This is a genomic window from Parvibaculum sp., assembly GCF_039680535.1.
GTDB lineage: Bacteria > Pseudomonadota > Alphaproteobacteria > Parvibaculales > Parvibaculaceae > Parvibaculum.
This window is the reverse complement of sequence record NZ_JBDKSS010000025.1, coordinates 39223-65258: the sequence shown is the minus strand read 5'-3', so window position 1 is coordinate 65258 and position 26036 is coordinate 39223. Positions and strand designations below refer to the sequence as shown.

General features: G+C 62.4%; 21 protein-coding genes and 1 riboswitch. Of the genes, 5 read left to right on the top strand and 16 right to left on the bottom strand.

The genetic code is table 11. From position 1 onward, the window contains the following. Nucleotides 1-113: 113 nt before the first annotated feature. Nucleotides 114-698, bottom strand: a complete 585-nt coding sequence (locus ABFC66_RS15640; protein WP_346741902.1) for a polymer-forming cytoskeletal protein — start codon at nt 696-698, stop codon at nt 114-116. Nucleotides 699-990: 292 nt separating this feature from the next. Between ABFC66_RS15640 and ABFC66_RS15635 the strand changes: the two genes are divergently transcribed. After that, the gene (locus tag ABFC66_RS15635) at nt 991-1842 is read left to right on the top strand and encodes a sterol desaturase family protein (protein WP_346741901.1); all 852 of its coding nucleotides are present in this window, start codon (nt 991-993) and stop codon (nt 1840-1842) included. 21 nt (nt 1843-1863) lie between these two features. On the opposite strand, the gene atzF is transcribed toward ABFC66_RS15635, so the two are convergent. The 15 genes from atzF to ABFC66_RS15560 all read right to left on the bottom strand — a co-directional run bounded on the left by atzF (nt 1864) and on the right by ABFC66_RS15560 (nt 20508). Next, nucleotides 1864-3657, bottom strand: a complete 1794-nt coding sequence (gene atzF, locus ABFC66_RS15630; RefSeq protein ID WP_346741900.1) for an allophanate hydrolase — start codon at nt 3655-3657, stop codon at nt 1864-1866. After that, nucleotides 3654-7265: an urea carboxylase gene (gene uca / locus ABFC66_RS15625; protein ID WP_346741899.1), complete on the bottom strand. Its 3612-nt coding sequence runs from the start codon at nt 7263-7265 to the stop codon at nt 3654-3656. The genes atzF and uca overlap by 4 nt, the downstream gene beginning before the upstream one ends. A gap of 17 nt (nt 7266-7282) precedes the next feature. After that, nucleotides 7283-7909: an urea amidolyase associated protein UAAP2 gene (locus ABFC66_RS15620; protein ID WP_346741898.1), complete on the bottom strand. Its 627-nt coding sequence runs from the start codon at nt 7907-7909 to the stop codon at nt 7283-7285. An 11-nt stretch (nt 7910-7920) separates the two neighbouring features. Further along, nucleotides 7921-8745, bottom strand: coding sequence for an urea amidolyase associated protein UAAP1 (locus ABFC66_RS15615; protein ID WP_346741897.1), 825 nt, complete (start codon nt 8743-8745; stop codon nt 7921-7923). Nucleotides 8746-8845: 100 nt separating this feature from the next. Continuing rightward, nucleotides 8846-9643, bottom strand: coding sequence for an ABC transporter ATP-binding protein (locus ABFC66_RS15610; protein ID WP_346741896.1), 798 nt, complete (start codon nt 9641-9643; stop codon nt 8846-8848). A 10-nt stretch (nt 9644-9653) separates the two neighbouring features. Beyond that, nucleotides 9654-10472 (bottom strand): ABC transporter permease subunit, encoded by an 819-nt coding sequence (locus ABFC66_RS15605; protein WP_346742062.1) that lies wholly within the window; start codon nt 10470-10472, stop codon nt 9654-9656. A gap of 143 nt (nt 10473-10615) precedes the next feature. Further along, a riboswitch (guanidine-I (ykkC/yxkD leader) is annotated at nt 10616-10732 on the bottom strand. Nucleotides 10733-10931: 199 nt separating this feature from the next. Then, nucleotides 10932-12014, bottom strand: a complete 1083-nt coding sequence (locus ABFC66_RS15600; protein WP_346741895.1) for a putative urea ABC transporter substrate-binding protein — start codon at nt 12012-12014, stop codon at nt 10932-10934. A gap of 84 nt (nt 12015-12098) precedes the next feature. Beyond that, nucleotides 12099-13184 carry a 2-oxoglutarate and iron-dependent oxygenase domain-containing protein gene (locus tag ABFC66_RS15595; protein WP_346741894.1) on the bottom strand — a complete coding sequence of 362 codons (1086 nt, stop codon included), beginning with the start codon at nt 13182-13184 and terminating at the stop codon, nt 12099-12101. After that, nucleotides 13181-14026: a hypothetical protein gene (locus ABFC66_RS15590; protein ID WP_346741893.1), complete on the bottom strand. Its 846-nt coding sequence runs from the start codon at nt 14024-14026 to the stop codon at nt 13181-13183. The genes ABFC66_RS15595 and ABFC66_RS15590 overlap by 4 nt, the downstream gene beginning before the upstream one ends. Nucleotides 14027-14138: 112 nt before the next feature. Beyond that, complete coding sequence (locus tag ABFC66_RS15585; protein WP_346741892.1) at nt 14139-15077, bottom strand: LysR family transcriptional regulator; 939 nt, start codon at nt 15075-15077, stop codon at nt 14139-14141. 74 nt (nt 15078-15151) lie between these two features. Beyond that, nucleotides 15152-15895 carry a peptidase gene (locus ABFC66_RS15580; RefSeq protein ID WP_346741891.1) on the bottom strand — a complete coding sequence of 248 codons (744 nt, stop codon included), beginning with the start codon at nt 15893-15895 and terminating at the stop codon, nt 15152-15154. 22 nt (nt 15896-15917) lie between these two features. Next, nucleotides 15918-16733: a transglutaminase family protein gene (locus tag ABFC66_RS15575; RefSeq protein WP_346741890.1), complete on the bottom strand. Its 816-nt coding sequence runs from the start codon at nt 16731-16733 to the stop codon at nt 15918-15920. Nucleotides 16734-16741: 8 nt separating this feature from the next. Further along, the gene (locus tag ABFC66_RS15570; protein WP_346741889.1) at nt 16742-17683 is read right to left on the bottom strand and encodes an alpha-E domain-containing protein; all 942 of its coding nucleotides are present in this window, start codon (nt 17681-17683) and stop codon (nt 16742-16744) included. A gap of 26 nt (nt 17684-17709) precedes the next feature. Beyond that, on the bottom strand, nt 17710-19128 hold the full coding sequence (locus ABFC66_RS15565) for a circularly permuted type 2 ATP-grasp protein (protein WP_346741888.1): 1419 nt from the start codon (nt 19126-19128) through the stop codon (nt 17710-17712). 180 nt (nt 19129-19308) lie between these two features. Next, nucleotides 19309-20508: an ATP-binding protein gene (locus ABFC66_RS15560; RefSeq protein ID WP_346741887.1), complete on the bottom strand. Its 1200-nt coding sequence runs from the start codon at nt 20506-20508 to the stop codon at nt 19309-19311. 259 nt (nt 20509-20767) lie between these two features. Here ABFC66_RS15560 and ABFC66_RS15555 point away from each other — a divergent pair, with 259 nt between their 5' ends. The 4 genes from ABFC66_RS15555 to ABFC66_RS15540 are packed head-to-tail and all read left to right on the top strand — an operon-like array spanning nt 20768 to nt 25993. Next, nucleotides 20768-23128 carry a heavy metal translocating P-type ATPase gene (locus tag ABFC66_RS15555; RefSeq protein ID WP_346741886.1) on the top strand — a complete coding sequence of 787 codons (2361 nt, stop codon included), beginning with the start codon at nt 20768-20770 and terminating at the stop codon, nt 23126-23128. Then, nucleotides 23125-24768, top strand: a complete 1644-nt coding sequence (locus tag ABFC66_RS15550; protein WP_346741885.1) for a copper resistance system multicopper oxidase — start codon at nt 23125-23127, stop codon at nt 24766-24768. The genes ABFC66_RS15555 and ABFC66_RS15550 overlap by 4 nt, the downstream gene beginning before the upstream one ends. Beyond that, a complete protein-coding gene (locus ABFC66_RS15545; protein ID WP_346741884.1) occupies nt 24765-25484 on the top strand; it encodes a copper resistance protein B in 720 nt (239 codons plus the stop codon). The genes ABFC66_RS15550 and ABFC66_RS15545 overlap by 4 nt, the downstream gene beginning before the upstream one ends. A gap of 29 nt (nt 25485-25513) precedes the next feature. Beyond that, entirely contained in the window at nt 25514-25993 is a 480-nt protein-coding gene (locus tag ABFC66_RS15540) for a cupredoxin family protein (RefSeq protein WP_346741883.1), read from the top strand. Nucleotides 25994-26036: the final 43 nt, after the last annotated feature.

Below are 26036 nucleotides of genomic sequence, written 5' to 3'. Positions count from 1 at the left end.
ACGTAGCGTCGCCCGGCGCGACACCCCCCGCTCGTGAAAATTTCAAACAAAAAGACCGCTCGCGAGCCGTCGCGAGCGGTCCTTGCCAGCCTTGCTCGTGATGCTCGTGATGCTCAGTGCATGACGAGCGAAACGAGGCCGATCGCACCAAGCGTGAAGAAGACGCCATAGCCGAACGTGACCGAGCGGCGCAGGAACGAACGGCTGACATTCGCCTGAAGCGGCAGCTTCGCAAATGCGCGAAGGTCTCCGCCCGTTTCTCCGGTCTCGTCTTCGTCCTCGACCACTGTGACCTCCGCCTTGATGGTCGCACCGCGATGGCTGATGAGCTTGCCGCACTGGATCTCGCCCGTCACATGGCTCGACGAGCGCAGGATCACCTCGCCACTGACGATGAGCTGGCCTTCAAACCGTCCGGCGATTTCCGCGCGGTCGGCATGGGCGCTGCCCTCCACCGACCCTGCGACGCCGATCGAGAGCAAAGACGTTCGCAGGTCGGCATGGCTCATGGTGCCGTCGACGAACATCGATCCTTGAGTCTCAAACGATCCTTCGAGCGAACTGTTCTCGCCGACGACAATGTCCTCGCTCCCCGCGCGCAGCACACGGACGGTTCCCGTGACCATCTTGCGCCCGCCTTCCTTCGGCGGCGTCGCGGAGGCAATGCTGGAAAAGGGCTCGGCTAGGTCCGTATTCATGGTGTGTTCCTCCTGACGGGATAGGCCGCGTCGTCGAAGCGCAGGAGCGGCCCGAAAGCACATTTCGTAATGGGCAAGGCTGTCTTGCCGCAGCCGGCCCCACAAGCCGATCACTCTCCAAAACGGAGAAAGCCCGCTCCGGCCGCAGAAATCCGGCCGCTCTCTCGTCAAATCGGAGCTTTCGACTGCTTCGCGCGCCAGACCGGAAATCCAATTGAGCTTGTGCATGGGCGCACATACTCCGCTAACATGCCTCCCGCGGCTTTTCGTCGGGGGACGAAGGAGGATTGACGTGCGTCGATTGCTTTCCTGTATCTGGTGGCCATTGCTCTTCTGCGGCTCGGTTGGCCTCGTCTATGCCGGAATGAGCACGGGCCACGACGTCGCCGCGTTCAACCTCACCTACCTCACACTCGCGCTCAGCATTGCGCTTCTCGAACGGCTGATGCCGCATGAAGAAGCCTGGCTTGAGAATGACGGGCAGATGGGGCCGGACCTCGCGCACACGATCCTGAACAAGGGCATTGCCCAGGTCATCATCACCTTCGTCGCCTTCATGGGGATCGCGGAGGCGCTGGCGCCGACCGGAGCGGGCCTATGGCCGGCGACCTGGCCGCTGGCCGTGCAGACGGCGCTCGGCCTCGTCATCGTCGAGTTCGGCCTCTACTGGAAGCACCGCCTCGCGCATGAATGGCCCTGGCTCTGGCGCTTCCATGCCGTGCATCACAGCGTGACGCGGCTATGGTTCTTCAATACCGGCCGCTTCCACCTCGTCGACACGATGACGGGCCTCATGGTCGGCATGCCGGTGCTCCTGCTCCTCGGCGCGCCGCGCGATGTGCTGCTGATGGTGAGCGCCATCACGGCGATCGTCGGCATGCTGACGCATTGCAACATCGAGATGCGCTGCGGGCCGCTGAACTACATCTTCAACACGCCGACGCTCCATCGCTGGCACCACTCCAAGGTGCTCGCGGAGGGGAACAGGAACTACGGCGAAAACCTCGTTCTCTTCGACCTTCTTTTCCGCAGCTATTTCAACGCGCCGGACCGCAGGCCGCCGCGCGACATCGGCATCCAGCACGACATGCCGCTTACTTTCCTCGGCCAGTTGAAGGCGCCTTTCACCAGCCAGCCGCTCTGAACCGCGCGAACGGGGCCAGCATCAGCTGGCCGCCGCGTTGTCGCGTTCGAGAAAGCGCCTCCAGCCGCCGAAGGACGTGATGTCCTCCGCGCCCGCAAGACCGCTCGTCTCGCAAAGGAACCCTTTCACCTTGCGGCCATTGGCAAGATCGACAGTGCCGATGACAAGCGGCTGTGGCACACCGGCGAGGAAGCTTCCGACCTGCGCGCGCGGAAGACGCCAGACTTCGAGCTCGATCGCCGTTCCCGCCGCCGACTTGACGAGGCCGGGACGGAAGGGCGGACCGCCCGCCAAGGCATAGAGCTGATAGGAGGCGGCCGTCCTGGTCCGCTCGACGAACATGCCGCCGCGCGATGTCAGTTCGTGATTGAGCGGCAAACCACTCATATGCGCACCGACAACGGCAAGTTCCAGAAAGGCTTCATCCGCTTCCGCCCTGTTGAGGAAGGGCGCACCGGGCGCCAAGGCCAACGCAGCGCCGAAGCGCGCGCCGATCTCGACGAGCCGCGCTTCCGAGAATGCGGGCGCGGCGAGCGTGATGCCGAAGGGAAGCCCCGTCGCACCGATGCCCGCTGGCACTGCAAGCCCCGCCATATCGAGCAGGTTCATGAAGTTCGTATAGGTGCCGAGGCGCGAATTGAGCTTGATCGGCTCGGCTTCGAGTTCGCTCACCTTGTATGTCGTCGGCGCGGTCGGCACGACGACGATGTCGAGACCGGCAAAGAGCATCAGCACCCTGCGTTGCAGGGCCTGCAACTTGTGCATCGCCTCGAAAGTCTCGACGGCGCTGCGCGTGCGCCCGCCAAGCACGATCTTCGCGACAGTCGGATCGCATTCGGCCTCATGCGCCTCGATGAACGAACCCACCGCCACCGTGCGCTCGGCGACCCAGGGACCCTCATAGAGAAGCAGGGCCGCCTCGCGGAACGGCGCGAAGTCGATCCGCCGCGCGCGGCCGCCAATGCTTTCCAGACGCTGCACGGCCTCGTTGAAAAGGCGCTCCGCCTCTCCGTCGCCAAAGAAGGCGAGATCTTCTGCGCGCGGTACCGCGAAGGTGAAGCTGCCACCGGGTACGAAGGGCTCGTCCGCAAGCCGCGTCCGCGAGTATGGATCTTCCTCGTCATAGATAGCGGCCTGCTTGAAAACCTCCGCCGTGTCTTCGGGCGTCAACGCGAAGATCGAAATGCAGTCGAGCGAACGGCAGGCGGGAAGCACACCGCGCGTCGAGAGAAGACCGCGCGAGGGCTTGAGCCCAGCAATATTGTTGAAGGCAGCAGGCACGCGGCCCGAACCCGCCGTGTCCGTGCCGAGGGAGAAGGAGACGAGCCCCGCTGCGACAGCCACGGCCGAACCGGAGCTCGATCCGCCGGAGATATATTCGGAATTGAAGACCGACCGCGGCGCGCCATGCGGCGAGCGTGTGCCGACGAGACCGGTGGCGAACTGATCGAGATTGGTCTTGCCAATGAGGATCGCGCCCGCATCGAGAAGACGCTGCACGGCATAGGCGCTTTCCTTCGGCTGGAAAGCATAGGCGGGGCAAGCAGCCGTCGTCGGGAGACCGGCGCAGTCGATATTGTCCTTCACTGCGAAGGGTACGCCGAAAAGCGGCAGCTTCGCCCGCGCAGCGACCGGCAGCGCGTCGAGCGAGCGGGCGCGGGCCATGACCTCATCAGCAGACGCACGCGCTATCCAGACCGCCGGATCGGCATAGGCGTCGGCGCGTTTCAGCGCTTCCGCCGCCACATCCTCGGCGCGAAGGCCACGCGCATAGGAAGCCCTGAGCGAGGGGAGAGAAAAACAAAGACCCTTCATGCTATCGCCTCCAGCGGCAACAGCGTCATCAGCGCCTGTCCCGCCTGTACCATTGTTCCCGGTGCGCAATGCACCTCATGCACCCGGCCGCGCATCGGCGACCGCATTTCAATTTCCATCTTCATGGATTCAAGTGTGACCAGAGACTGGTCCTGCGCGACCTCTTCGCCCGGCTCGACACTGATCGCCCAGACATTGCCCGGCACGCTCGCCTCGACGAGACGCGCGCCCGGAGGTAACTCACCGATGGATTGCGTGGGCGACGCATCGGGCTCCGCTGCCTGCATCGAAAGCCCACGATCTTCCCAGCGCTGCCGCTCCTCCTCGAAGGCGCGGCGCTGCATCGTGCGGAAATCCGCGATCTCGTCCGCGTTCCGGTCGAGGAAGGCGAGATAGTCGCTGAGGCGGAAGCTCGATTCCTCCACCTCCACTTCATAGCGGCCATGCGGAAAGGCGGCACGAATGTCGAGCAGTTCTTCCGCCGAGACGGGAAAGAAGCGGATGCGGTCGAAGAAGCGCAGGAGCCAGGGCGAGCCTGCCTCGAAATTCTTCGTCTCGCGCCACGTATTCCACATTTGCAAGGTACGGCCGACAAGCTGGTAGCCGCCCGGCCCTTCCATGCCATAGACGCACATATAGGCGCCGCCGATGCCCACCGCATTTTCCGGCGTCCATGTGCGCGCGGGATTGTACTTGGTGGTGACGAGGCGATGGCGCGGATCGAGCGGGGTTGCCACCGGTGCGCCGAGATAGACGTCGCCAAGGCCGAGCACCATGTAATCCGCCTCGAAGAGAATGCGGCGCACCTCGTCGATACTGTCGAGTCCGTTGATGCGGCGGATGAACTCGATATTGGAGGGGCACCACGGCGCCTCCGGGTTCACCAGCGTCTGGTACTTGCGCACGGCTTCCTGCGCCGCCGCATCGTCCCACGAAAGTGGCAGGCGCACGATGCGGCTCGGCACCTCGATATCCTTCGTCGCCGGCAGATGCCGCTCGACTTCTTCCACAGTCGCAAGCAGCCGCTTCAGCGACAGACGGTCGGGGTCGAAATGGATTTGCAGCGAGCGAATGCCGGGCGTCATCTCGACGATGCCGGGAATGCGCTTCGACGCCAGCGCCATCATCATCGCATGCGCCCGGAAGCGCAGCGCGAAGTCGAGCACCATCGGCCCATATTCGATGAGCAGATAATCGTCGCCCGCACGCCGATAGGTGACGGCGACATCGAGGTCGTCGATACGGCCGAGCACGGCACTGCCGAGGCTCGCGGGTGCCTGAATGCGCGATCCGTGATGCGGACGCTTCAGCGTCGAGAGCCAGCTATCCTCGCTCTTGCGCAGCGCTTCGGCTTCCTCATCGCTCACACGGCGGAAGCGAACCTTGTCGCCCGGCTTCAGCTGCCCGATCTTCCAGAGGTCGGCCTTGGCAATCGTTGCCGGACAGACGAAGCCGCCAAGGCTCGGCCCATCGAGCCCCAGGATGATCGGCATGTCGCCGGTGAAGTCGATCGTGCCGACGGCATAGGCATTGTCATGGATGTTGGACGGATGAAGCCCTGCCTCGCCCCCGTCCTTGCGCGCCCATTTCGGCTTCGGCCCGATGAGGCGGATGCCCGTGCGTGCCGAATTGTAGTGAACCTCATAGGTCGCGCTGAAAAGCGTCTCGATGTCCTCGTCGGCAAAATAGTCCGGCGCACCATGCGGCCCGTAGAGAGCAGCGAGTTCCCATTCGTTGACGAGCGGCGGTCGGTCGAGTTCCGGCAGCGCCTCCCTTTGCGCAGGCGCCTTCGCACCCGAACGGTTCACGCGCAGCACATCGCCCGTCTTGAGCGCGCCAGTTGCGTGGCCGCCGAAGCGGCCGAGCGTGAAGGTTGAACGCGAGCCCAGATATTCCGGCGCATCAAAGCCGTTGCGGATGGCGAGATAGGCACGCTGCCCCGGCCCCTCGATCACCCCGATTTCAAGCGTCTGGCCGCGCTTCACCTCGAAGGCCTGCCAATGCGGCACGGGCTCGCCGCTGATTTTGGCCTGCATATGCGCGCCGGCCAGAACGATGGTCGCGTCGGTGCGGAAATGCAGCGTCGGGCCCGTGAGCGTCATTTCGAGCGCGGGCGTGCCAGGCTCGTTGCCGACGAGGCGATTGGCGAGCTGGAACGAGAGCGAGTCCATAGGACCCGATGGCGGCACGCCGACATTCCAGTAGCCGACGCGACCGGGGTAATCCTGAATGGTCGATTGCGCTCCGGGCGCGACAACGTCGATGGTCGCAGGCCGGAAATCGAAATGGGCGAGCGACGAGGTGCGCATCGCGCCGTCGAGAAAGGTCCACGCGCCCGCGAGCTGGCGCAGATAGTCGAGATTCGTCTCGATGCCATAGACGGCGCTCTGATTGAGTGCGGATGCGAGCTTGGCCACTGCATCCGCGCGGGTCGCACCCTTGACGATGATCTTGGCAAGCATCGGATCGTAAAAGGGCGTGACCTCGGTTCCGGTCGCGATCCAGCCATCGACACGCACACCGGCGGGAAAGCTCACCTGCGTGAGAAGCCCCGCGGAAGGTTGGAAATTTCGCGCCGGATCTTCGGCATAAAGCCGCACTTCGATGGCATGCCCCTGCGGCGCACGCTCATATTGAACGAGATCACCAAGGTCACCCGCCGCCTGCCGCACCATCATCTCGACGAGATCAAGGCCGGTCACTTCCTCCGTGACGGGATGCTCGACCTGGAGCCGCGTGTTCACTTCGAGGAAGTAGAACTTTTCTTCCACCGCGTCATAGATGAACTCGACGGTACCGGCCGATTCATAGGCGACGGTTTCGCCGAGACGCACTGCCGCCTCGTGGAGCGCGCTGCGCACATCATCCGCCAGATTGGGCGCAGGCGTCTCCTCGATCACCTTCTGATTGCGGCGCTGCGCGGAGCAGTCGCGTTCGCCGAGTGCGATGACCTTGCCCTTGCCGTCGCCGAATATCTGCACCTCGATATGCCGCGCCTCGGCGACGAACTTCTCGAGGAACATGCCGCCATCCTTGAAATTCGCAAGGCTGAGCCGCTGCACGGTTTCAAAGAGACGCGGAAGTTCTGCCGCAGTCTTGCATAGCTGCAAGCCGATGCCGCCGCCGCCCGCCGTGCTCTTGAGCATGACCGGATAGCCGATGGCACCCGCGCGGGCGAGCGCATCGTCGAGATCGGTAACGAGCGGCGAACCGGGAAGCAGCGGTACGCCGCTCTTCTCGGCAAGCTCTCGCGCGGTATGCTTCAGCGCGAAAGCGAGCATGTGCTCGGGACGCGGGCCGATGAAGGCGATGCCCCTGTCGGCCAACGCCTGCGCAAAGCCGGGGTTCTCGCTCAGGAAGCCGTAACCCGGATGGACCGCTTCCGCGCCGGTCGCGACGGCGGCGGCGATGATCGCATCGACATCGAGATAGCTCTGCGCGACCACGGCGGGGCCGACGCAGACAGCCTCGTCCGCCAGATCCACATGCGGCGCGAAGCGATCGGCCTCGGAATAGACCGCGACAGAGCTGACGCCCATGCGGCGGAGTGTGCGAATGACGCGGCAGGCGATTTCGCCGCGGTTCGCAACCAGTACCTTCTTGAACATGTCTTCCTCCCGGAACTTCAGCCGTTCCAGATGAGCGTGCGAATGGGCGTGGGATTGAAGTCGTTGCAGGGATTGTTGACCTGCGGGCAGTTCGAGATGACGCAAAGCACGTCCATCTCCGCCCGAAGCTCCACATAGTCCCCCGGCTTCGACACGCCATCGACGATGGCGAGCGTCCCGTCCGGCTCGATCGGCACATTCATGAAGAAGTTGATGTTGCTCACCAGATCGCGCTTGGTGAGGCCATGCTTCGACAGTTCGAGAACGAAATTGTCGCGGCAGCTATGCATGTATTTCGTGTGGTGGCCGAAGCGCACGGTGTTCGCCTCGGCGCTGCAGGCACCCGCCGAGGTGTCATGCGCGCCGCATGTGTCGCCGATCACGGTGAGCATCACATTGCCTTCGTTGGACAGAAGCTTCGTGCCTGCGGTGATGTAAGGCGCACCCTGCGCGCGGATCGTGTCCTGCGCGCTGTAGCGTTCCACCGGATCGGCTGCATTGTAGAAAAGCGTATCTACGGCCTGACAGCCTTCGAGGTCGATAATGCGAAGTACCTGCCCCTTCAGGATCACATGTGACCAGGGCTTGTTCGCCGGTACGATTTCATCATGGATGACGGTATTCGGCTCGCGGTTGGTGCTCATCTGCTCGGCCCTCACTCGAAAATCGCGTCGGTGTTGTCGAAGCCGCGGGTCGCCTCTTCCGAGGACGAGCGGCAGAAATCGTCGGTGGATGGCGGTGGCGATTTCCAGAGGGTGAGATCGACAGGCTCCGGCGCATAGGCACCGGTGCTGAGTGGATGCGGGCAGTTCGAAAGGAAGACGAGAATGTCCATCTCGGCGCGAAGATCGACGTAATCGCCGGCGGCGGGCTTCGCGTCCCGCCAGACGAGCTTGCCGGCGACATCGACCCCTACCGGCGCGAAGAGCGTCAGACAAGGCGGAATGTCGGCCTTGGACAGCCCATGCTTCGCAGCAAGTAAAATGAAGTTGTCGCGCGTGTTGCGGAGCGTGGGGTCATCATACTTTGCGGCATTCGTCGCCGCGGTCGAGCCACCCGCTATCGCGTCATGATGGCCAAACGTATCGTCGGTGATCGAAGCAAGCACACGCCCCATGTCGGAATAGAGGAGCTTTCCGCGATAGAGGCTCGCGCTCCACTGGATCTTCACCGTATCGCCCGCATTGAAGCGCTCGGTCGGATCGGCAGCGCGATAGAGAAGAACGGAAACGCCCTGCGTCGCGGCGGGGGCGACGATGCGAAGCGTTTGCCCGCGCTTCACGATGCCCGACCAGCCCCATCCACCCGGAAGCGTCTCGCGCTTCAGAACCAGATCGGCAGGAATCTCCTTCGCGTTGCCCTTGGCCTCGCTGAAGTCGCGGCGCCGGGCCTTGCCCCGCGTGTAAAGCTCTTCATAGCGGGCACGCTGCGCGGCGTAGCGTTCGTGGTTTCCACCCGAGGTCTGAGATGTATCGGCCATCTCGTTCTCCTGCTTCCGGTGGCGCCTTTGGGGGGGCGCCGAAAACCTGGCCGTCCAGGCAACAAATCAATCCACCGGGTCGTCCCGGCAGAACCGAAGATCATCCGGCGACGGCGACCTTCGGCATTGATCCTTCCGTCTCCGCCGGAGACGTCACCGCGCCGGGAGGCGGCGCGATCTTGCGCATGACGGGCAGATCGAAAGTGATCGTCGCGCCATAGGCTTCGAGCTCCTCAGGCCGCGTCTTGCGGCGGTCGAAGGCAATGACGCGCGTTCCGAGCTTGAAGGCCTCGGACAGATCATGCGTCACCATGAAGATCGTCATGCCCGTCTCGCGCCACAGCGCGAGGAGAATCTCGTGAACCTCCGCGCGAATGCCCGGATCGAGCGCACCAAATGGCTCGTCGAGCAGAAGAAGCTTCGGGCGCTTCACCAGCGCCTGCGCGATGGCCAGACGTTGCTGCATGCCGCCTGACAGCTCTGTGGGATATTTGTTTTCCGCCGCTTCGAGCCCGACCGACTTCAGCATCTCGCGGGACAGGTCACGCGCTTCGCGGCGCTTCCTACCGAAGAGACGCCCGAGAACGGGGCTTTGTCCAAGCTCCAGACCGAGCATGACATTCTGCAATGCCGTCAGATGCGGAAAGACGGAATATTTCTGGAACACGACGCCGCGATCCGGCGAAGGCTCGGCCTGCAGCGGCACGCCATCGACGAGAATGCGGCCCCGACTGGGCTCTTCATCGCCGAGCAGCATGCGCAGGAATGTGGACTTGCCGCAGCCCGAAGGGCCGACAAGCGAGATGAAGGATTGCGGTGCGGTCTCGAAGGAAATCTTCTCGAGTACGGTTTGCCGGCCGTAAGTCTTCCAGACATTCTCGACGGTAACGCGGGTCATGTCTCACTCCTCACATATGGCCGCGATACATCCAGCCGAACGACACGCGCCGAAGGCCGCGCAGCAGGAAATCGAGAAAGAAGGCAAGGAAGGTGATCCACGCGACATAGGGCAGGATCACATCCATCGACAGATAGCGGCGCATCAGGAAGATGCGATAGCCGAGGCCGGATTCGGCAGCGATTGCCTCCGCCGCGATGAGATAGAGCCAGGCGGGCCCAAGTGAGAGACGAACGGAGTCGATCAGACGGGGCAGCATCTGTGGCACGACGATGCGGATGATGATCTGCCATGTCGAGGCGCCGAGAGTTTGCGCCTTGATGATCTGCTCATGCGGAATCTCTTCGACCCGCTGCGCCAGGTCGCGGGCGATGAAGGGCACGATGCCGACGACGATAAGCGCGATCTTTGCTGTTTCGCCGAGGCCAAAGGTGATGAAGAGGATCGGCAGGATCGCGAGCGCCGGAATCATGGAAACGACGTTGGTGAAATTGGAGAGCGTCGCCCGGACATAGGGAATGAGGCCCTGCAACACGCCGATGAGGAAACCTGCTGTCATGGCGATGCCGACGCCGATGCCGAGTCGCTCAAGACTCACCATAGTGTCGACGAGCAGCAGGTAGTCCCCCGAACGCAGATCCGGCACGAACGTCATGCGGTTGACTGCATCGACGATGGTCGACCATCCCGGCAGCAGCTTGTCGTTCGGATTGGCGGCAAGCCGCGCCTGCGAGGCGAGCGCATAGGCGAGGAAGGCAAGAAAGAAGGGCGACGCGGCGAGAAGAAGCCGCGTGAGGATTTCCGGCCGCTGGTTGATGAGACGGCGCATGGTCAACTCACCTTCATCCGGCGAGCAGTCGAAGCGGAGAGTGAGACGATATTCATAGCCAGTCCTCCAGACCATCGGGGCCGTTACAACTCGGAGGATTGGCGCGCACGGCGGCGTGTAATGCCAATCCTCGCATTACGTCCGTCTCCCGGGCTTTTGTCCCGCCGTGTACCCGGCCGCTGTTCACCGACCGGGTTGCGGCTCTCGGACCAGCGCTTCCAACCGTAACTGTGGAAACCGGAACCCTAGCCGCTGCCGATTACAGAGGTTGCAAGGGGCGGGCCAGCCGCCCAAAGGCGGTTTTGCTGGCGCTGCTGCGGCGCATGGGCACCCTCGCGAAAATCACCGCCTAAAATTTGGGCGTATGCCCAATTCGAGAGCGCCCAAAAAACAATGCGGGCAATAAAATGCCCCGCCTCCCAGATACGCAGGGAGACGGGGCCAACGCACTCACTACAATCAAAGCTTTCCTTCGGCCGCGAGCTGCATGTAGGTCGGGTCGATCCTGAGCTTCACATTCGCCTTGTCGCCGACGATCTTGCCGCCGGGCAGTTCGATGCCGACAAAGCCCTTGTCCTTGGCTTTCTGACCGAGAAGGCCATGAGTGAAGCTGAACTCCTGCACGTCATTGGCGATCTCGACCATCGCCGGGCTCTGCAGCAGCGCGACCGCCTTGGCGGGGTCATAGTAGAAGCCCGTCGTCTTCACCTGACCGTCGAAATCGGCAAGGTTGGTGCCCGAGGCCGCCGCCATGAAGGTGCGCGCGTCGATGCCTTCCTTGTCGTTCTTCTGCATGATGCCAAGCACTTCGTACCAGGCGCCCGCCAGCGCCTTGCCGAATTCAGGATGCGCCTTCAGCGTCGCAGTGTTGGCGACGACAATGTCCTGAATCTGCCCCGGGAGCTTCGAGCTGTCGAAGACTTCGGAGACATCGGGCATGTTCCTGATCTGGCTGGTCGCCGGGTTCCAGGCAACCAGCGCTTTCACTTCCGGCGTGCCGAAGGCCGCGACGAAATCGGCATCGGCGATATTCGCCGTCGTGATGTCGCTCTCCTTGAGGCCCGCCTGCTTCATCGCGAGCCAGAGCATGTAGTGCGACACCGAGTACTGCACGAGATAGACCTTCTGGCCCTTGATGTCGGCCAGCGTCTTGTTCTTGCCCTTGATGAAGATGGCATCGTTGCCGTTGGTGTAGTCGCCGAGAATGATCAGCGACGAGTCGACGCCGCCCGCGGAGGGAATGGTGAGCGTATCGATCGTCGTATCGGCCACGGCGTCGAACTGGCCGGCCGTGTACTGGTTGATCGACTCGACATAATCGTTGATCTGAACGAGTCCGATCTTGATGCCGTATTTGTCGGCCCACTTCTTCAGGATGCCCGACTTCTCCGCATAGGCCCAAGGCATGTAGCCCGCATAGATCGACCAGGCGACTTTGAACGTCTTGTCGGCGGCGGCGGCGGGCTGAACGGCGCTGAATGCCATCAACGCCGCGGCCATAAGCGCGAATATCGTCTTTCTCAATCGCGGCAGCCTATTCATGATCTGTCCTTTCAATGGGCGGAGCGTGTCCGCGATCCCGCAGGGTTGAGGCGTTTCCGCTTCTGTCGTTTCTCTATAATCCGTTCAGGCGCGCTCCTTGCGCCCGAAGAAGGTTTCGCCGGTCGTCTCCGATTCCGGAATGGCGATGAGCCCTTCTTTCTCAAGTTTCCTGAGATAGGCAAATGTCCGCATCGTCTGCGCGAGAAGATGATCGCCCGCGACATAGGCCGGATAGGTTCGCGCCGCATCCACGCCCACGAACTGGGGCAATGGCTCCACCACCGTGTCGTAATCGACCGAACAGAAAAGCGGGAACGAATAGCGCTCATAGGCAACGCGTCGCACGCGATGCGCGGTGGCGATGAAGCGGCCATTGGTCATGGCTTCCAGCATGTCGCCGATATTGATGACGAAAGCACCGGGTACGGGCGGCGCGTCGATCCACTTGCCTTCCGCGTTCACGACTTCAAGCCCCGGCGCGGTCACATGCAGGATGGTGAAGCACTCATAATCGGTGTGCGGGCTGATGCCGAAATTGCTGGAGCTGCCGCCGATCGCCGAAGCGTCGAAGCCTTCCGCTTCCGGGTAATGAACAAGGCGAAGCTGCGAGGGCGGTTTGGTCAGGTAGCGTTCGAAGTGGTTCTCATCGAGTCCCAGCGCAAGGGCGAAGCCGCGAAACAGCGTGTGGCCGAGCGACGTTGCCGCCTCGTAATAGGCGTAGATATCGTCCTTGAAGCCTTCGACTTCGGATGGCCACTGGTTCGGCCCCAGAAGACGATAGCCCTTGATGTGATCGGGGTCGTTTTCGGCGAGGTCTATGGAGAGGTCGAAGGCTTCCTTCTTGTCGACGCTCGGCACATCGCCGGAATAGAAGTTCTCCTCGCCCATCGGCACATAGCCCCGATGCGCGCGCGAGTTGCCGATGTAATACTTCCTCTTCACGTCCTCCGGCAGCGCGAAGAAGGCGGCCGCCTTGGCCTGAAGATTCTCGATCAGTTCCGGCGCGATGCCATGACCGGTCACATAAAGAAAGCCGACTTCACTCGCCGCTTTCTCCATCTCACGTGCGACGGCTTTTCTCGCCTCCAGATCGTCGCCAAGCAGGGGCGCGATATCGACAAGCGGGATATGGTCGAAGGCTCTGCCTGTTGCCATCTTCGTCTCCATCATGAAGCGCTCCTGACTTTTCCCTCGATGGGGAACGCGTCGAGCGCGCCCTGCGCGTCGAGAATCTGCCACCTTCGGCTGACGTCGCGCCCTTGAGCATCGACATCGGAAAGAACGATTGCGCCCGAAGCCTTCGAGTCCCAGACGGGATCGATGCGCTCTCCCTCGCGGAACGGCAGGCTGGAACGCTGAACAATCCAGCCGGCACTGCTGACGACACCTTGCGAAATCTCGCAATCGACAAGGTCCTGCGCCTCTTCGAGGCTCGCGGCGCCCGCCACACAATCCTGAAGATGCAGCCCGGCGGCCGCGGCGGCGCTCCGCGCGCGGGCATACATGAAGAGAGCGCCGAGGCGCATGAGATAGGCCCGTGTGCCAGTGGCCGGATCGTCGAGGCGGAGCGCGCAGACGGGATCGAGATCGACGGGCTCACGGTGCCAGTGCTCGATATAGGGAATGTCCTTCCCCTCCTCGACCATCATGTCGGGCTCCATCCAGAGGCGGCCCTGATCGGAATAGATCGCCTGCGGCTGGAAGTCGATTTCACGCCGCCACTCGAAGAAACCATCTGCATAATGCAGTTCGCCCGCGAACCCTTCCTGCGAGGCCAGCCAGCCGAGCTGCTCGAAGTTGAGGCCGCGCAAATTCCTGACGCCGCGATAATCAGGCCTTCCGGCAGGCTGACGCAGATCGAGATAGTAGCTCGGCCCCTGCATCCAGTTGACGAAAGTCGTGCGGTCGCTCCTGCCATCGGGCCAGTCGATCAGCGAGCGGCTCCAGAGACCCGCGAGGGTCGCGACGGTCGGCTCACTCCTTTGTTCGATCCGTACTCCGATATTCGTCATTCGTCTCGTCCGATACCGCACTGCACTGCACTGCACTGCACTGGACAAAGCATGCGTCGGCAGGGCGCCATAGGCGAAGACGGGAAATTCCGATGCCGCCCATAGATGTGGTCTATGGGCGTTCGTGAAGACGACCGAGGATTTCATTGAGGAACAATTCGGTTGGTGTGTCGCGCGCATCCTGCTCGCGGGTGATGAGATAGACGTGATAGCTAGGCAGCAGATCGTCGGGCAGCAGGGGATGGAGATTGTGCCCCCGGTCGATTTCTTCCGCGACGCAGGTGGGCAGAAAGCCGATGCCGACGCCAAGCTCGATCAGTCGCTTCACCTCGTGCAGGTTTTCTGCAAACCCGCCCGCATGCCGGCCAAGCCCGTAGCGGCGGCGGAAGCGTTCGAGTTCCTCCGGCTCGTCCTCGCCGGTCATCACGAATGGCTCATCGCAAAGCGTCGAGGGCTGGCCGATGGTGCGCCCGAAAAGCGGGTGGCTCCGGCTGCAATAGAGCTGCTGCACCTCCTTCATAAGCGGCGCATAGCGAAGCCCCTCGCTCGGCGCGCTGTCGCAGGCGATGCCCACTTCGGCCTCGCCGAGCTTCAGGGCCTTGACCACACCGCGCCAGGCCACGACGTCGAGGCTTATCTCGACGCCCGGGTGAAGCGCGTGAAAGGCGGCGATGGCGGCGTCGAACTCCGGCGAAACGATGCTCGACATGATGGTGATGTTGATGATTCCTTCGACGAGGTTCGCGGCCCGGGCGACCTCATGAGGGGCGGTTCGCACCGCGCCCATCATGGCCTCGCAGAGTGGCACCAGCGCGCGGCCCGCGGGCGTGAGCTCAATGCCATGGCTGGTGCGATGGCAAAGCTCGACGCCGAGATGCTCCTCGAGCCGCTTGAGGCCTGCGCTGATCGTCGGCTGCTGCTTGTTCAGATGGCGCGCCGCCGCGCTGATCCCGCCCGAATTGACGATTTCGAGGAAGAGCCCAAAGAGGTTCCAATCGACGTTGCGAACGAAGTTCCGCTCGTCCTGCGGGATCAGGCTCAGCTTAGGCATGTTTCGTCGCGCCTCGTTTTCCGCGCCCCCTGCGAAGGAATAGAGCAAGTTCCGGACCACGCCGCGCGAGACGTTCAGAACTCCCAGTCCGGGCCGGGAATGGCCTGATAGGCGCGCGTCAGCGCATCCGACCAGGATTGCCGCAGCCCCTTGAAATAAGCGTCATCGTCCTTGATGCGCCGGTTGAGCGCGACCTTCAGCGCGTCGCGACGATAGACCATGAGATCGATGGGAAGACCGACCGACAGGTTCGAGCGGATGGTTGAATCCATGGAAATGAGCGCGAGCTTCAGCGCGTCCCCCACATCCGTCTCGTAGGTCGCGGCCCGATCGATGATGGGCTTGCCGTATTTGTGCTCGCCGATCTGGAAATAGGGCGTGTCCTCGGTCGCCTCGATGTAATTGCCCGCCGCGTAAATCTGAAAGAGCCGGAGGCGGCCATTGCCGACCTGCCCGCCAAGCAGGATCGAGACGTTGAAGGTTTCCGACTGCGCTTCGAGCGAGGGGCCGTCGACCTTGTAAATCTCCCGGACCGCCTGGCCCATCAATTGGGCTGCGCGAACCATGCTCGGAACGGTATGGAGCGTTTCCTGCGGCTCCCCCTCATAGAGCGAGAGCCCCTGCTCGGTCACCAGATTGACGATCGCCTGGCTCAGGGCGAGGTTTCCCGCCGTCATGATGCCGATGACGCGGTCGCCCGGTCGTTCGATGGTGGTAAGCTTGCGGAAAGTCGAGATGTTGTCGACGCCCGCATTGGTGCGCGTATCCGCAAGCATAACGAGACCGCCTCGAAGGCGAAGCGCAACGCAATAAGTCATGAAATCTATTCCGCCCGGATCGTTATTGTTGTGCCGCGCTCTCGCCAACCTTCAGCCGCACTTCGAGCGTCTCCTGCCCACCGCCGCGCCGAAGGCCGCGCACAGGCGCCGCTTCGAGATAATCGAGCCCGGTGGCGACCCGCACATAGGCCGCCGTCGGGCAAATTCTGTTGGCGACATCGAAGCCGACCCAGCCAAGCCCATCGATATAGGCCTCCGCCCAGGCGTGGCTTGCCTCCTGCGCCATATCGGAGTCAATCCAGAGATAGCCGCTGACATAGCGCGCCGGAATGCCAAGCATGCGCGACGCCGAGATGAAGACGTGAGCATGGTCCTGACAGACGCCGGAGCCCTTGGCGAGCGCTTCAGCCGCTGTCGTCTGCGCGTCCGTATTGCCGATGTGATAGTCGAGCGCGTCGCGCACCGTCTCCATCAGCCGGTGAGCGATGTCGAGCGGCGTGCGGTCGGAAGCCGTTCTCGCCTTTTCGGCAAGTGCGACAATCGCCTCGTCCGCATCGGTGAGATCGGTGCGACGCAGATAGAAGCGTGGCGAAAAGGGCTCATGCGCATTGACGACGCCGCTGCGGTCCAGCGTCTCGACTTCAGCCGTCACCCGGATCGGAATTTCCTGATGCGGGCGATCGACATAGAGCATCTGCAATACATTGCCATAGACGTCGCGCGTCTCTGTCACGGTCGCCAGCGCCGGCACCTGAAGACGCCAGCTCAGCACCGTCTGCGTCGCGTTGTCGAGCGGCTTCAACCGCAGAGCCTGAATCGCATAGGAAGCAGGCTCCGCGTATCGATAGACCGTCTCATGGTGAATATGGATTCGCATGCGAAGTTTCACATCAGGTAACTGCGGCTGATCTCTGATCCGAGACGATTATTCTGCTCAACATACCGCGTCAAAAACTCATGGAGTCCCTGGCGGAAAACATCGCTCACCTCTCCGAAGCGAAGCTGCGAGTAGGCCTGCCCCGCCATGCGGTGACAATCATGTCGCTGGCCATATTCCTCGCCCAGCGCGTCGAGGCAGTCCTTGATCTTCGCGGCGCAACTCACCAGCGACCGCGGCATCTGTTCGCGCATGATGAGGAACTCGGCAATGTGCCAGGGACGGATGCCCTCCTTGTAGAGCACATGATAACTGCGATAGCCGGATACGGCGCGAAGGATCGAGGCCCATTGATAATAGTCGATGCCGCCGCCCACCTCGGCATGTTCGGGCAGAAGCAGATGATACTTCACGTCGAGGATGCGGGCCGTGTTGTCGCCGCGCTCGACGAAGGTTCCGAGCTGCATGAAGTGATAGCTGTCGCGCCGGAGCATGGTCGCAACCGTACCGCCGTGAAAGAGGAGGGAGCGGTCTTTCACCCAGTCGAGGAAACGGTGCAACCCGCTTCCGCGAACGCGCGACTCGCTCCACTTCGGCAGGTCGAGCCAGGTTGTGTTGAGCGTCTCCCATTGTTCCGTCGTGAGGGCCGTGCGGATGGCGCGGGCGTTTCGACGCGCTGTCTCGATGCAGCAGCGGATGCTCGAAGGATTGTCCTCGTCGAAGGCGAGATATGAAATCACATGCTCGGGCGTGGCGTCGTTGTATTTACGATAAAAGCCTTCCTCGCAATCGGACACGATGATCGTCGAATGCCATTCGCTCCCTGTGATCTCGGCGCTCGTCGGCATAAGCGACAGCCGGTCCGTGACCTGAAGAATCCGCGCGAGATTTTCCGCCCGCTCCATGTAGCGGGCGATCCAGTAGAGACTGTCGGCAGTACGGCTCAGCATCGCGTTACACCCGATCGGAACATGTCTTAGTCCTTCAGCACCCATGTATCCTTGGTGCCTCCGCCCTGACTTGAATTGACGACGAGCGATCCCTCGCGCAGCGCGACGCGGGTGAGCCCGCCCGGAACGACGCGGATTTCCTTGCCCGCGAGCACGAACGGCCGGAGATCCACGTGCCGCGGCGCAATACCCTGATCGACAAAGGTCGGACAGGTCGAAAGCGCAAGCGTCGGCTGGGCAATATATTTCTCGGGCGCGGCCTTCACCCGTGCGGCAAACGCCTCGCGCTCGGCGCGGGTCGCCTTGGGGCCGACAAGCATTCCGTAGCCGCCCGATCCGTGAACTTCCTTGACCACGAGTTCGTCGATCCGCTCCAGCACATAGAGAAGATCCTCGCGCTCGCCGCAGCGATAGGTCGGCACGTTCTTCAGGATGGGTGTTTCGCCGAGATAGAATTCGACCATCTTCGGCACATAGGTGTAGGTCGATTTGTCGTCCGCTATGCCGGCGCCCACGGCGTTGGCGAGATTGACGTTCCCTGCGCGATAGGCGTTCATCAGACCGGCGACCCCGAGCACCGAGTCGGGCCGGAACGCGAGCGGATCGAGAAAATCGTCGTCGACACGGCGGTAGATGACGTCGACCCGCTTCGGGCCCTGCGTCGTGCGCATATAGACGATGTCGTTCTTCACATAGAGATCGGGCCCTTCGACAAGCTCGACGCCCATCTGGTCGGCGAGGAAGGAATGTTCGTAATAGGCGCTGTTGTAGATGCCTGGCGTCAGCAGCGCGACCGTCGGCTCGCCCTCGCAATTGCGCGGCGCGACGGACGAAAGCGTCTTCAGAAGATCGTCGCAGTAGTGATCGACCGGCGCCACATTGTAGCGCGACAGAAGATCGGGGAAGAGCCGCATGGTGATCTCGCGGTTCTCCAGCATGTAGGAAACGCCGGATGGCGTGCGCACATTGTCTTCGAGAACGTAGAACTCCTCCGGCCCCACGCGCACCATGTCGATGCCGGATATATGCGTGTAGATGCCGGCGGGAACTTCGATCCCGCGCATGACATGCCGATAGGTCTCGTTCAGAAGCACATGGTCGGCGGGCATGATCCCGGCCCGCATGATTTCCTGCGCCCCATAAATGTCGGCAATGAAAGCGTTGAGCGCCTTTACCCGCTGTACGAGGCCCGCCGAAATCTGGCGCCACTCGGCAGCCTCCAGAATGCGCGGAATGATATCGAAGGGAATGATGCGCTCAGGGTCGCCGCCTTCGCCATAGACGGCGAAGGTAATGCCTATCCGGCGGAAAAAGGTCTCCGCCTCCTCGCGACGCAGGGAAAGGACCTCCGGCGGGGTCTCGCGCAGCCAATCGCGCAATGTCGCATAGGCATTGCGGACATCGCGGTCGCTGAGGCCCATTTCATCGAAGGCGGCCTCTGGCATAGCAACTCCCCGGTTACATGGCACCTCTTGCGCCAATCGCATGGGAGTTAAAGAGCAAGAGCGGTGCCAGCGCCGAAGCCGCGAAAAGGGTGGGAGCGGCAAGGTCTCCGCATCAATTCATGGCTATTTAATAGGCATGTCGCCTAACGCGCGCACAATCTCGCTCCAGTTGCCTAATTTTTAGAACTGGTCGTCGGCGATCACGCGCTTTCCAGGCAGCGAAACGGTGACCTTGGTCCCCCGCCCCGGTTCGCTCTCGAGCTTCAGCGCGCCGCCATGCAGCTCGGCCAGAAGCTTCGTCAAGGTGAGGCCAAGACCGGTGCCCTCGTATCGGCGAGCCAGCGAGTTGTCGATCTGCTGGAACGGCTGAAGCGCCTGAACCATCTCGTCGGCCGTCATGCCGATGCCGGTATCCTCCACCGCCATCAGAAAATCGCCCGAGGACGCGAAGCTCATCGAGAGCTTCACGCTGCGCCCCTCAGGGGTGAACTTGATCGCGTTCGACAGGAGATTGAGGAGAATCTGCGTAAGCCGCGTCGGGTCGACAAAAAGTGTCACCGGCACCGCAGGGCTGACGACCTTGAGATCGACGCCCGCATCCTTCGCGCTTTCCGCAACGAGGCGCTCGCATGCGGCGAAGACATTGCCGACATCGACATCCTGCTCATCGAGCTTGAGATGACCGCCTTCGATCTTGGTCAGATCGAGAATATCGTTAATGACGTCGAGCAGATGTTTTCCGCTGCGATAGATGTCGCCTGCATATTCCTGATATTTCGGTTCGCCGATCGGACCCAGAATGCCGTCGCGAAGAATCTGGGCAAAGCCGAGGATCGCATTGAGCGGCGTGCGGAGTTCGTGACTCATATTGGCGAGAAACGCCGATTTGGCGCGGTTTGCGGCTTCCGCCTGCTCCTTCGCCTTCTGCAAGTCGCGTTCGGCGTTCTTGCGGATGGTGATGTCTTCGACCGTGCCTTCGTAGTAGAGAAGCGCGCCCGCGGCGGAGCGGACCTCGCGACAGCATTCGGAAATCCAGATCACCTGACCGTCGCGGCGATAGACCTGCGACTCGAAGCCGGAAACCGTGCCTGTGTCGCGCATCAGGCGGACGAACTCGTCGCGGCGATGAGGATCGACATAAAGCTGGCGGCCGATATCGGTCAGCGCATCGAGCATGCAGGCAGGCGACGCGTAGCCATAGATGCGTGCCAGCGCCGGATTGGCAGCGAGATAATGTCCGTCCGGCGTCGTCTGGAAGATGCCCCAGATCGCGTGCTCGAACATACCGCGATAAACCTCGGGCGACGTCATGTCGGCCGGCACATGGGCGCCGATCCCTTCAACCTGTGAAAGCTGGGCGAGCCTCTTCTGTCTCGTCATCGCGCAAATTCTCACTCAAAAAACACCAATCCCCGGCGGCGTAAGCCCGGGCAAAATGCGGCATGACTCGACATTTACCGCAATTACCTTTCCAAGCCATGAAGCAAGTCATTGTTTTTATTGCGCAATTCGAAAGCAACCTGTCGCGAAAATAGGCATTCTCCAAAAGTTGAGATCAGAGCTGCGCCCGGCTTGACCTTCCAGTGACAGGAAGGTCTAGGGTGGCTGTCCTGACAAGAAGGCTCGAGAGAGGACACCGATGGTTTCGCACACCGAAAGCAAGGCCTGCTGCGGCGGAAACGGACATCAGCACCACCACAGCCACGACGCCGCGGCCGGCATGGCGAAGGATCCCGTTTGCGGCATGACGGTCGATCCGCAGACCGCGAAGCATCGCGCCGAGCACGAAGGCGAGACCTGGTATTTCTGCTCGGCAGGCTGCGAGGCCAAGTTCAGAGCCGATCCCGACAAGTACCTGCACCCGGTGGCGCAAGAGCCCGCGCCGGAAGGAACGATCTATACCTGCCCGATGCATCCGGAGGTGCGTCAGGTCGGCCCGGGCTCCTGCCCGATCTGCGGCATGGCGCTCGAACCTCTGGTCGCCGGCACAGATGCCGGACCGAACCACGAACTCATCGACATGACGCGGCGGTTCTGGATCGGCCTCGCGCTGACGGTTCCGGTCTTCCTGCTCGAAATGGGCGGGCATCTGACCGGCCTCGACATGACGCTCGGCACGACGCTCACGAACTGGATTCAGCTCGCGCTGGCGACACCGGTCGTGCTCTGGGCAGGCTGGCCCTTCTTCCTGCGCGGCTGGCAATCGCTTCTCACGCGCAACCTCAACATGTTCACGCTGATCGCCATGGGAACGGGCGTTGCGTGGACCTACAGCGTGGTCGCGACGGTCGCACCTGGCATTTTCCCAACGACGTTCCGCGACATGAACGGCGCGGTCGCGGTCTACTTCGAAGCCTCTGCCGTCATCACCGTTCTGGTGCTTCTCGGTCAGGTGCTCGAACTCAGGGCGCGTGAACAGACGAGCGGCGCGATCCGCGCCTTGCTCAACCTTGCGCCGAAGACCGCGCGCCGCATTCGCGCCGATGGCGAGGACGAGGAGGTGCAGCTGGACGATGTGCATGTGGGCGATCGCCTGCGCGTGCGGCCCGGCGAAAAGGTGCCGGTCGACGGAAGCGTCGTCGAGGGCCGCGTCTCCATCGATGAATCCATGGTCACGGGCGAAGCCATGCCGGTAACGAAGGAGCCGGGCGCAAAGGTTATCGCCGGCACGCTGAACAAATCCGGCGGCTTCGTGATGATCGCCGAAAAGGTCGGACGCGAAACCATGCTCGCCCGCATCGTGCAGATGGTGGCCGATGCACAACGCTCGCGCGCCCCGATCCAGCGGCTTGCCGATCGTGTGGCCGGCTGGTTCGTGCCGCTGGTGATCGTCATCGCCATCATGGCCTTTGCGGCGTGGTCGGCCTTCGGGCCGGAGCCGCGCTTCACCTTCGGCCTCGTCGCGGCGGTCGCCGTACTCATCATCGCCTGCCCCTGCGCACTCGGCCTGGCGACGCCCATGTCGATCATGGTCGGCGTCGGACGCGGCGCGAGTTTCGGCGTTCTCATCAAGAACGCCGAAGCGCTGGAACGCATGGAGAAGATCGACACGCTGGTCGTCGACAAGACGGGCACACTGACGGAAGGCAAGCCTTCGGTAACGGCCATCGTGACCGCCGAAGGCGCGGACGAAGCCGATCTTCTGCGGCTCGCGGCAAGCGTCGAACGCGCGAGCGAGCACCCGCTGGCGGACGCCATTGTTGCGGCGGCAAAGGCGCGAGGGCTCGCGATCGGCGAGGCCACCGCGTTTGACGCCCCCGCCGGCAAGGGCACCATCGGCACCGTGGAAGGACGGCGCGTCATTGTCGGCAACGCCGGCTATCTCGAAGAGAATGGCATTGCGACGACACCGCTCGCGAAGGCCGCCGAGGATTTGCGGCAGGATGGAGCGACGGCAATCTTCGCGAGTATCGACGGAAGACTCGCAGGCGTCATCGCCATCGCCGATCCGGTAAAGGCAACGACGCCCGCCGCGCTCGCCGCGCTCAGGGCGGAGGGCATCCATATCGTCATGCTGACGGGCGACAATCCGACCACCGCGAATGCCGTGGCGCGCCGTCTTGGCATCGACGAAGTGAGGGCGGAAGTCTTGCCGGACCAGAAGGCTTCTGTCGTCAACGATCTGACGAAGGCCGGGCACACGGTCGCCATGGCGGGCGACGGCGTCAACGACGCGCCCGCGCTCGCGGCGGCGGAAATCGGCATCGCCATGGGTACCGGCACCGACGTGGCGATGGAAAGCGCGGGTATCACACTTCTTAAAGGCGACCTTCTGGGCGTCGTTCGCGCACGGCGTCTCAGCGAGGCGACCATGCGCAACATCCGGCAGAACCTCTTCTTCGCCTTCATCTATAACGCCGCCGGAATTCCAATCGCGGCGGGCCTTCTCTATCCGGTCTTCGGCATTCTGCTTTCGCCGATCATCGCAGCCGCAGCCATGGCGCTTTCCTCGGTCAGCGTCATCGGCAATGCGCTGCGCTTGCGGATCGTCCAGCTATGATGCGCGCGCTATTCAAGGTTCTGGTCCTCGGCGGTTTCACCTTCATCAGCCTCGCCGCCGAGGCCGGCGAATACAGCCTCGTCATCGACCGCAGCAATGTGGACGTCGGCGGACGGAGCGGAGACACGATCACGCTCAACGGGCAGTTTCCCGGACCGCTTCTGCGCTTCAAGGAGGGCGAGGACGTCACCATTCATGTGACGAACAAGATGAAAGAGGAAAGCTCTGTCCATTGGCATGGCTTTCTGATCCCCGGCGAGATGGACGGCGTGCCAGGCATGAACGGCTTTCATGGCATCGCGCCCGGCGAGACTTTCACCTACCGCTTCAAGGTTCGGCAGAGCGGCACCTACTGGTATCACTCGCATTCGGGCGGACAGGAACAGGAGGGGCTCGCGGGCCCGATCGTCATCGAGCCGGCGAAAGCCGGCGGTATCCCGGCCTCCCGCGACTATGTGGTGATGCTGTCCGACTTCACGGACGAGCGCGCCAGCGCGATTTTGAGAAACCTCAAGGCGGATTCGGGTTACTACAACCGCGCAAAAAGAACCGTCGGAGACTTCTTCCGCGACGTCGGCAAGGATGGCGTCGCCGCGACGTTGCGCGACCGGCTGGACTGGGGCGAGATGCGGATGGACCCGACCGATCTCGCCGATGTGACGGGCTATACGTTCCTCGTCAACGGCAAGTCGGCCAACGCGAACTGGACGGGGCTCTTCAAGCCGGGCGAGCGCATCCGCCTGCGCTTCATCAACGCGTCCGCCATGACCTATTTCGACCTGCGCATTCCGGACCTCAAGATGATCGTGGTGGCCGCAGACGGACGGAACGTCATGCCCGTGCCCGTGGACGAGATCAGACTCGCCATCGGCGAGACCTACGACGTCATCGTCACGCCGAAGGAAGACCGGGCCTATACGATCTTCGCGCAATCGCTCGACCGCAGCGGCTATGCGAGAGGAACTCTCGCGCCGCGGGAGGGAATGGAGGCGCCCGTTCCGCCGCTCCGTCCGCGCACGCAACTCAACATGGCCGACATGGGCATGGGGTCGATGGAAAGCATGGATCATGGCTCCATAGCCGGCATGGACATGAGCCATATGGACCATTCATCGATGAGCGCGAAACCGGATGCCAGCGCGCTTCCGGAGAAAGAAGACCTGCACCCGAAGGGCTGGGGCGCAGGCTTTCCGCCGGGAGAGAAGGTGCTGAGCTATGGCGATCTCAAATCGCTGACGCCGCAGAAGGACACGCGCGAACCATCACGCGAGATCGTCGTCCACCTCAACGGCAACATGGAGCGCTACATCTGGACGCTCAATGGTAAGAAGTTCGAAGAGGCAAAGCCGATCGAACTCAAATACGGCGAGCGCGTGAAGCTCACCTTCGTCAACGACACGATGATGGCGCATCCGATGCATCTGCACGGAATGTTCGTGCAGCTTGTCAACGGCCAGCCGGCCGCGCGACTGCCGGACAAGCACATCGTGAGCGTTCCGCCTGGGCAGAGCTATTCGGTCCTCGTCACTGCCGATGAGCCGGGCGAATGGGCGTTTCACTGCCACCTGCTTTATCACATGGCCTCCGGCATGATGAACAAGGTGGTCGTGGCGCGCATGAGCGCGGAGGCGGCGCGATGAACCGGCTCCCGAAATATGCGGCCCTGCTGCTCTTCCTGTCGCTGCCGTTTGCGCCGGCGCTGGCCGCAGAGGAGATGATGCATGGCGAAGAAAGCTCGCCTTTCCATGTGGTGCGCTTCCAGATCGACGGCGCCCATAACCATCAGGGCGGGCTTCTGACCTGGGAGGGTATCGGCTCCATCGGCGGCGATCTGGAAAAGCTCGTCGTCAGGAGCGAAGGCGAGATGCAGAACGGCCATGTCGAACGCTCCGAGGTCTGGGGCCTTTACAGCAGGAATGTTTCCGAGTTCTGGGACGTGCAGGCCGGCGTGAGGCAGGATTTCGATCCTCGCCCGCAGACTTTTCTTGTCGTCGGCGTCGAGGGTCTTGCGCCCTATTTCATCGAAACGGGCGCTCACGCCTTTCTCGCAAAGAACGGTGATCTGAGCGCGAGGCTCGAGCAATCGATCGACCTTCTGATTACCCAGAGCGTCGCCCTCAAGCCGCATCTGAAGCTCGATGTTTCGGCAAACGACGTGCCGGAGCGCGAAATCGGCGCAGGGATTTCCCGCGTCGAGATGGGCGCGCAGCTTCGCTACGAGATCACGCGCAAATTCGCTCCCTATATCGACCTCGTCTATGAGCGAGCGCTTGGCAACACGGCGCGGATGATCCGCAACGATGGCGGCGATCCGGGCGACCTCACGCTCCGCGCGGGCGTGAGCTTCTGGTTCTGATGAACGAAGTCCTCAAACGGGAAACGACCATGAAAACGATAACAGCCACCCTGCTCGCTGCCTGCCTCGCCCTCGCAGCGCCCGCCGCCTTTGCCTCCGCCGTGGATGACGGCCACCACCATGGCGCCACCTACGGCGAACCCGGTGACGCGAAGAAGGCCGACCGCACGGTCACCATCGAGGCGACGGAAATCGCCTACAATGTGAAGGATCTGACGTTCAGGAAAGGCGAGACGGTGCGCTTCGTCTTCGTCAACAAGGGCGAACAGCCGCACGAATTCATGATTGCGGATGCCGCCGAGATGGCAGCCCATCGCCAGATGATGCAGGAGATGGCAGGCATGAGCATGGAGAGCATGGGGCACAAGTCCCCCAACGCCGTCTCAACCGAACCGGGCGAGACGAAGGAACTGGTCTGGACCTTCACGAACGCCGGAGAATTCCAGTTTGCCTGCAACTATCCCGGCCATGCCGAGGTCGGCATGGGAGGCAAGATTATCGTGAAGTAAGGCGCAGGCCGAGAGGTGCCCCGGCTTCCTTCATCAGGCAGCC